Below are 6,902 nucleotides of genomic sequence, written 5' to 3' on the forward strand. Positions count from 1 at the left end.
GAGGCGAAACTGGCCGGGCAGGGGCGCCTACTGATCCGCAAGAGCGGCACCGAGCCGCTGATCCGGGTGATGGCCGAAGGCGAGGACAAGGCGCTGGTCGGCCGCGTGGTCGATGATATCTGTGCGGCTGTTGCGGCAGCGGCCGCCTGATGCTGGAACTGCGGCCCGATTGCGAACGCTGCGGCGCTGATCTGCCGGCGGATGCGGCAGGTGCGCATATCTGCTCGTTCGAATGCAGCTTCTGTACGGCCTGCACGACGGGCCCACTTGCCGGGGTTTGCCCCAATTGCGGCGGCGATCTGCAACCGCGCCCGCTGCGGGTGGGCGCGGCGCTGGCGAAATATCCGGCGTCGGCGGAGCGCAAACATGGTCGCTAGGATTCTCGCCATCGCCGGATCGGACAGTGGCGGCGGCGCCGGCATCCAGGCCGATATCAAGACGATCACGATGCTTGGCGGTTATGCGATGACGGCGGTGACGGCGATCACTGTGCAGAACACGTGTGGCGTAAGCGCCGTGCATGCGGTGCCGCCCGAGATTGTCGCCGGCCAGATCCGCGCCTGCATCGATGATATCGGCGTGGATGCCATCAAGATTGGCATGCTGGGCAATGAAGCCACCATCAACGCGGTCGCCGATGCGCTTGAGGGTTGCCGCGTGCCGATCGTGCTCGATCCGGTGATGATCGCCAAGGGCGGCGCGTCACTGATCGAGGAGGAGGCCGTCTGGGCGCTGATGCAGCGCCTGTTGCCGATGGCGACGGTGATCACGCCGAACGTGCCGGAACTGGTGGCGCTGACCGAGACCGAGGTTGAGGATGCCGCCGACATGCTGCTGGCGGCGCAGGAGTTGCTCAATGCCGGACCGAGAGCCGTGCTGGCGAAGGGTGGACATCTGGAAGGCGACCAACTCACCGACTGGCTGGTGACGCGGCAGGGGCACCTTGCCTTCACCGATGCCAAGATCGACACGACGAGCAGTCATGGCACCGGCTGCACGCTTTCGAGCGCGCTGGCGTGTGGGCTGGGGCAGGGGCTCTCGCTGCCCGAAGCCGTGAAACGCGCGCGGATCTATGTGCGGCTGGCGCTGCGTTCGGCGCCCGGGCTGGGGCAAGGGCATGGGCCGATGGGGCATGGCCAGGTGATCAATGACATCACCGCGCCGGCGCCGGCGTTGAATCAGATCACCGTGCCGGCCACGGACTACGCCGCTTCGATCGCCTTTTATCGGCAACTGGGCCTGCGCCTGATCGTGGACAGTCCGGACAATTTCTATGCCCGGTTCGAGGCCGGCAATGGCGTCACGCTGTCGATCCATGTCGGCGATGGGCAAGCCGGCGGCGTCACCGTCTATCTGGAATCGCTGCGGCTCGATGCATGGGTGGCAGAGTTGGCAGCGGCCGGGCTGGTGATCGATCAAATGCCACAGGATGAGGATTGGTTGTGGCGCGAAGCCCGGCTGACCGATCCCGCCGGTAACCGCATCTGCCTTTATGCCGCCGGCGAGGCGCGGCGCTTTCCGCCGTGGCGGATGTAGTTGCGCTTCGGCCCCATCCCGAAACGCTCAACCGTCACCCCGGCGAGCCGTAGGCGGGCGAAGCCCTACGCCGGGGCCCATCTCCCGTATGCGAATGCAAAAACCAAGGCTGGGGCAATGGGCCTCGGCTTTTGCCGGGGTGACGATCAAGGGCCATGATGATTGCAGGCGTTGACGAGGCCGGGCGGGGCCCGTGGGCGGGGCCGGTGGTGGCTGCGGCCGTCATCCTGCGCGGCGTCGTGCCCGCGGGGCTGGACGACAGCAAGAAGCTCAGTGCGAAACGGCGGGAGGCGCTGTTTGAAGCCCTGCAGGCCAGTGACTGTCTGATCGGCGTTGGCCAGGCCAGCGTGGCGGAGATCGACCGGATCAACATCCTGCAAGCAACATATCTGGCGATGACCCGCGCTGTTGAAGCCCTGGGTGAAATGCCCGGCCATGTGCTGGTTGACGGCAATCGCCTGCCCAGATGGCGCTGGCCAGCGACGGCGATCGTTGGCGGAGATGGCAGCGAGCCGGCGATCTCTGCCGCCTCGATCATCGCCAAGGTGACGCGCGACCGGATCATGGCGCAGCTGGATGGCCAGCACCCCGGCTATGGCTGGGCCAGCAACCAGGGCTATGGCGTCGCCGCCCATGCCGAAGCGCTGATCCGGCTTGGCGCAACCCCGCATCACCGCGCCAGTTTCAAGCCGGTGAGGGCGGTTTTGCAGAAACTTCAGGGGTGAGTCTTTTGAGTCACACCACTAGGGATTGAGTCTGCGGGAATCATCGGGACTCCAGATGTGGATTTGTTCCCGTTTTGATTCCTTGTTGTGACGAATCGGTGAATCCTGTTGATTCCAAAAGATTCTTGACCGCGAATCCGCTCTGACTCATCACAATGTTCCTGTGTTGGAGCGCGTGTGATGAAATCATTCCGGTCATCTGATTATCGTGATGCCGAACGGCTGCTGGTGGATACCGGCCTGGCCGGCAAGGCCCGCGCGCCCAAGCTGGAGACCGATCGCATCCTGGTGGGTGACTGCATCGAGATGATGAACAGCCTGCCGGCGGGCAGTGTCGATCTGATCTTTGCCGATCCGCCCTATAATCTGCAGTTGGGTGGCGATCTGGCCCGCCCGGATGGCAGCCATGTCGATGCCGTCACCGATGATTGGGACAAGTTTTCCAGCTTTGAAACCTATGATCGTTTCACCCGCGCCTGGCTGAAGGCGGCGCATCGCCTGCTGAAACCCGATGGCGCGATCTGGACCATCGGTAGCTATCACAACATCTTCCGCGTTGGCGCCGCGCTGCAGGACGAGGGCTTCTGGATCCTCAACGATATCGTCTGGCGCAAGGCGAACCCGATGCCCAATTTCAAGGGTACGCGTTTCACCAACGCCCACGAAACCATGATCTGGGCCGCCAAGGGCGAAAACAGCCGCTATTGCTTCAACTATCACGCCATGAAGGCGATGAACGATGATCTGCAGATGCGGTCGGACTGGACGATCCCGATCTGCACCGGCGGTGAGCGGCTGAAGGACGGCGCGTCCAAGGCCCACCCGACGCAGAAGCCCGAAGCCCTGCTTTATCGCATTCTTGTCGCCTGCACCCAGCCGGGTGACGTGGTGCTCGATCCCTTCTTCGGCACCGGCACCACCGGCGCCGTGGCCAAGCTGCTCGGCCGCCGCTGGATCGGCATCGAGCGCGAGCCGAAATATGTGCGAGTGGCGAGTGAGCGTATCAACAATCTGCTGCCGCTTGAGGGCGGCGACATCAAGATCAGCGAAGGCAATCGCAGCCTCGCCCGCATCCCGTTTGGCAGTCTCGTCGAGAGCGGCTACGTCCGCCCCGGCACACGCCTCTGGGGTCCGGGGCGGCGTGTGGGGGCCAGCGTACGTGCTGATGGCAGCCTGGACATGGCCGGCACGACCGGATCCATCCACAAGATGGGTGCGGCCGCGCAAGGCCTGCCAAGCTGCAATGGTTGGACCTTCTGGCACATCGAGGACGACGATGGCCGGTTGGTACCGTTGGATGCCAGGCGGCAGGCGTTCCGCCACGCCACTGCTGTGGACGGCTGACGCCTGGCATCCATTTCCGGTTGGCATTTTCGCTTTTGCCAACTGCGTATCGCTCTCCTAATACACGTGCAGCCCGACGGGCCGTGGCATCAACTGCCGCAGCCGGTTGCGCATGCCGGCCGCTGTGGCTAAGCCGCGCGGCAACCGACCTGTTGGGGAGAATGACGCGTGAAGTTGAAGTCCATATTGGCGCTGGCCACCGGCCTGACCATGTTTGCCGTTCCGGTTCTGGCCGCCGATACCAAGCCGCAGATCGGCACGTTCGGTTTCGATGTCGCAGGCATGGATACCAGCGTGAAGGCCGGCGATGATTTCGTGGGCCACACCGCCGGCAAGTATATGGCGGCGCTGGAAATCCCCGCCGACAAGACCAATTATGGCATGTTCACCAGGCTGCGTGACCTTTCCCAGGAACGCACCCGCACCATCATCGAAAAGGCCGCCGCCAGCGGTGGCGCACCCGGCAGCGAGGCCCAGAAGGTTGGCGATTTCTTTGCCAGCTTCATGGATGAAGCCGCCATCGAAGCGAAGGGCATCGCCGCGCTGAAGCCGCAGCTGGATGCGGTCGCCGCCATCCAGACCAAGGCTGATTATGCGGAACTGGTGGGCCGGAATTTCAAGCTTGGCGTGCCCGGCCCGATCTTCATGGGCGTGGGCCCCGATCGCAAGAACCCGGATCGTTTCATCGTGCAGGCCGGCCAATCGGGCCTGGGCCTGCCGGATCGCGATTATTATCTGGACGACAAGAACCCCAGCTTCGTCGCCGCCCGCGCCAAGTACAAGGCCTATATCGCCACGGTTCTGGGCCTGGCTGGCTTCGACAATGCCGCAGCGCGCGCCGAGGGCATTTTCGCGCTGGAAACCGCGATTGCCAAAACCCACTGGACCCGCGTCGAGCGCCGCCAGGCCGAAAAGACCTACAATCCGGTGCCGGTTGCCGAACTGCCGACCCGCTTCCCCGGCATTGAATGGAGCCGGCTGATCGCGGGCAGCAGCATCCCGGTTCAGGGTGACGTGATCATCGCCAACCCCAGTGCCGTTGAAGGCACCGCCAAGGTGATCGAGGCGGCCGATATTGCCGTGCTGAAGGATTACATGGCCTTCCACGGCATCCGTTCCGCTTCGGCGTTCCTGCCCAAGGCGTTTGTCGATGCCAATTTCGACCTGTACAACAAGACGCTGGGCGGCCAGCCGGAACAGGCGCCGCGCTGGAAGCGGGGCGTGGACATCACCTCGGGCGTGCTCGGCGAAGCGCTGGGCAAGCTGTATGTGGCCGAATATTTCCCGCCGGAAGCCAAGGCGAAGGCCGATCAACTGGTGAAGAACATCATCGCCGCCATGGACGCCCGCCTTGCCAATCTGGCGTGGATGGACCCCAAGACGCGGGTTGCAGCGCGCGAGAAGCTGGCCGCGTTCACGCCCAAGATCGGTTACCCGGACAAGTGGCAGGATTATTCGGCGCTCACCATTGTTCGTGGCGATGCGCTGGGCAATGCCCGGCGCGCCACCGAGTTCGAGTTCAACGACTCCGTGTCCAAGCTCAGCAAGCCGGTGGACCGCAGCGAGTGGTTCATGACGCCGATGACGGTGAACGCCTATGCCAACCCGACCTGGAACGAGATCGTGTTCCCGGCTGCCATCCTGCAGGCGCCGTTCTTTGATCCCAACGCCGATGATGCCGTGAACTATGGCGGCATCGGCGCCGTGATCGGCCACGAGATCACCCACCATTTCGACGATCAGGGCCGCAAGTATGACAAGACCGGCCGGCTTGCCGATTGGTGGACTGCCGAAGACGTGAAGCGCTTCAAGGAAGGCACAGACAAGGTCGTGGCGCAATATGGCGCGTACGAGCCGGTGGCCGGCAAGAAGGTCAACGGCGAGCTGACCCTGGGCGAGAATATCGCCGATCTGGCCGGCATCACCATCGCCTATGATGGCTGGAAGCGTTCGCTTGGCGGCAAGAAGCCGGAGACCATCGATGGCTTCACCGGCGATCAGCGCTTCTTCCTGGGCTTCAGCCAGGTGTGGCGCCAGAAATATCGCGAGCCGGCGCTGCTGCAGCAGCTGGTCACCGATCCGCACACGCCGGGCCATTTCCGCCCGTACGTGGTGCGCAACATCGATGCCTGGTACAAGGCGTTTGGCGTGAAGCAGGGCGAGAAGATGTACCTGTCGCCGGAAGAGCGCATCAAGCTGTGGTGAGGCGCTATTACCGCCCGATACTGAGTGAACGGGAGGGGCTGCCGCTTGCCGGCGGCCCCTTTTCGTTTGCGCATGCCGAAGTGCTGACGCGGGCGGGCAGCGAGGGACTCGTGGACGCGGCCGATGTGCCAGATGACTGGCGGGAGCGGCTGACGCGGCCACGCCCTTTGCTGGCGCGGTTCGATCAACCGCTGCCGCTGGTGATGGGCATCATCAACATCACGCCCGACAGTTTTTCCGATGGTGGCCGCCATGATGCGCCGGAAGCCGCGATTGCCGCCGCCCTCGCCATGCACAAGGCCGGTGCGGCACTTATCGACGTGGGGGCGGAATCCACGCGGCCAGGTGCGCCCGAACTCCCGGTGGCCGATGAACTGGCGCGGCTTGCGCCCCTGTGGCGTGGGCTGGCTGGGCTGCCGGTCTCCATCGACACGCGCAAATCGCCCGTTATGGCGGCCGCGCTCGATGAAGGCGCGATGATCGTCAACGATGTCAGCGCGCTGGGCCATGATCCGGCGGCCGTGGCGCTGGTGGCGCAGCGCGGCTGCCCTGTCATCCTGATGCATCACCAGGGCACGCCGGAAACCATGCAGATTGCGCCGCAGTATGACAACGCCCTGCTCGATGTGTTCGACTGGCTGGAGGGACGGATTGCCGCAGCCATGGCCGGCGGGATCGCACCCGATGCCATCATCGCCGATCCCGGTATCGGTTTCGGCAAGGGGCTCGCCCATAATCTGGCGCTGCTGAAAGGGCTGACCCTGCTGCACGGCCTGGGTGTGCCGATCCTGCTCGGTGCCAGCCGCAAGTCGTTGATTTCAAAGCTGGCGGGTGACGTGCCGGTGGAACAGCGGCTGCCCGGCAGCCTGGCGCTGGCGTTGGCGGGAGCGGACGCTGGGGTGCAATTGCTCAGGGTGCATGATGTTCCCGAAACCGTGCAGGCCCTCACGCTTTGGCGGGCCTGCAATCCTGCACTGGCCTGAACCGGCATTTGCCCCTTCACAGCCGCGCCGTGTCTGCTAACAGGCAACCTGCACAGGTTGCGGTTTTGCAACCAGCCACTGCAATTCAACGAGGGTTTCGCCAGCCATG

The 6,902-nt window shown here is 64.2% G+C and carries 6 protein-coding genes and 1 pseudogene; all 7 read left to right on the forward strand.

All coding sequences use genetic code 11. The features are described 5' to 3' along the window. A pseudogene (locus RT662_RS02765) lies at positions 1-150 on the forward strand (phosphoglucosamine mutase); the annotation flags it as partial. After that, positions 150-377, forward strand: coding sequence for a DUF1272 domain-containing protein (locus tag RT662_RS02770; protein ID WP_313668972.1), 228 nt, complete (start codon positions 150-152; stop codon positions 375-377). The pseudogene RT662_RS02765 and the gene RT662_RS02770, both read left to right, overlap by 1 nt. Further along, positions 367-1,536, forward strand: coding sequence for a bifunctional hydroxymethylpyrimidine kinase/phosphomethylpyrimidine kinase (thiD, locus tag RT662_RS02775; protein WP_313668973.1), 1,170 nt, complete (start codon positions 367-369; stop codon positions 1,534-1,536). Before RT662_RS02770 ends, thiD begins: the two co-directional genes overlap by 11 nt. 155 nt (positions 1,537-1,691) lie before the next feature. After that, the gene (locus tag RT662_RS02780) at positions 1,692-2,261 is read left to right on the forward strand and encodes a ribonuclease HII (protein WP_313668974.1); all 570 of its coding nucleotides are present in this window, start codon (positions 1,692-1,694) and stop codon (positions 2,259-2,261) included. A gap of 180 nt (positions 2,262-2,441) precedes the next feature. Further along, complete coding sequence (locus RT662_RS02785; RefSeq protein ID WP_313668975.1) at positions 2,442-3,605, forward strand: DNA methyltransferase; 1,164 nt, start codon at positions 2,442-2,444, stop codon at positions 3,603-3,605. Positions 3,606-3,773: 168 nt separating this feature from the next. Beyond that, positions 3,774-5,810, forward strand: coding sequence for a M13-type metalloendopeptidase (locus RT662_RS02790; protein WP_313668976.1), 2,037 nt, complete (start codon positions 3,774-3,776; stop codon positions 5,808-5,810). Beyond that, positions 5,804-6,793: a dihydropteroate synthase gene (folP, locus tag RT662_RS02795; protein ID WP_409530130.1), complete on the forward strand. Its 990-nt coding sequence runs from the start codon at positions 5,804-5,806 to the stop codon at positions 6,791-6,793. The genes RT662_RS02790 and folP overlap by 7 nt, the downstream gene beginning before the upstream one ends. Positions 6,794-6,902: the final 109 nt, after the last annotated feature.

Origin of the sequence: Sandarakinorhabdus sp., from assembly GCF_032115815.1 — a bacterium.
Classification (GTDB): domain Bacteria; phylum Pseudomonadota; class Alphaproteobacteria; order Sphingomonadales; family Sphingomonadaceae; genus Sandarakinorhabdus.

What these genes read in the sequence shown, in the direction of transcription:
- RT662_RS02785 (WP_313668975.1), top strand. Translation starts at nt 2,442, where the DNA reads ATGAAATCATTCCGGTCATCTGATTATCGTGATGCCGAACGGCTGCTG.
- thiD (WP_313668973.1), top strand. Translation starts at nt 367, where the DNA reads ATGGTCGCTAGGATTCTCGCCATCGCCGGATCGGACAGTGGCGGCGGC.
- RT662_RS02770 (WP_313668972.1), top strand. Translation starts at nt 150, where the DNA reads ATGCTGGAACTGCGGCCCGATTGCGAACGCTGCGGCGCTGATCTGCCG.
- RT662_RS02780 (WP_313668974.1), top strand. Translation starts at nt 1,692, where the DNA reads ATGATGATTGCAGGCGTTGACGAGGCCGGGCGGGGCCCGTGGGCGGGG.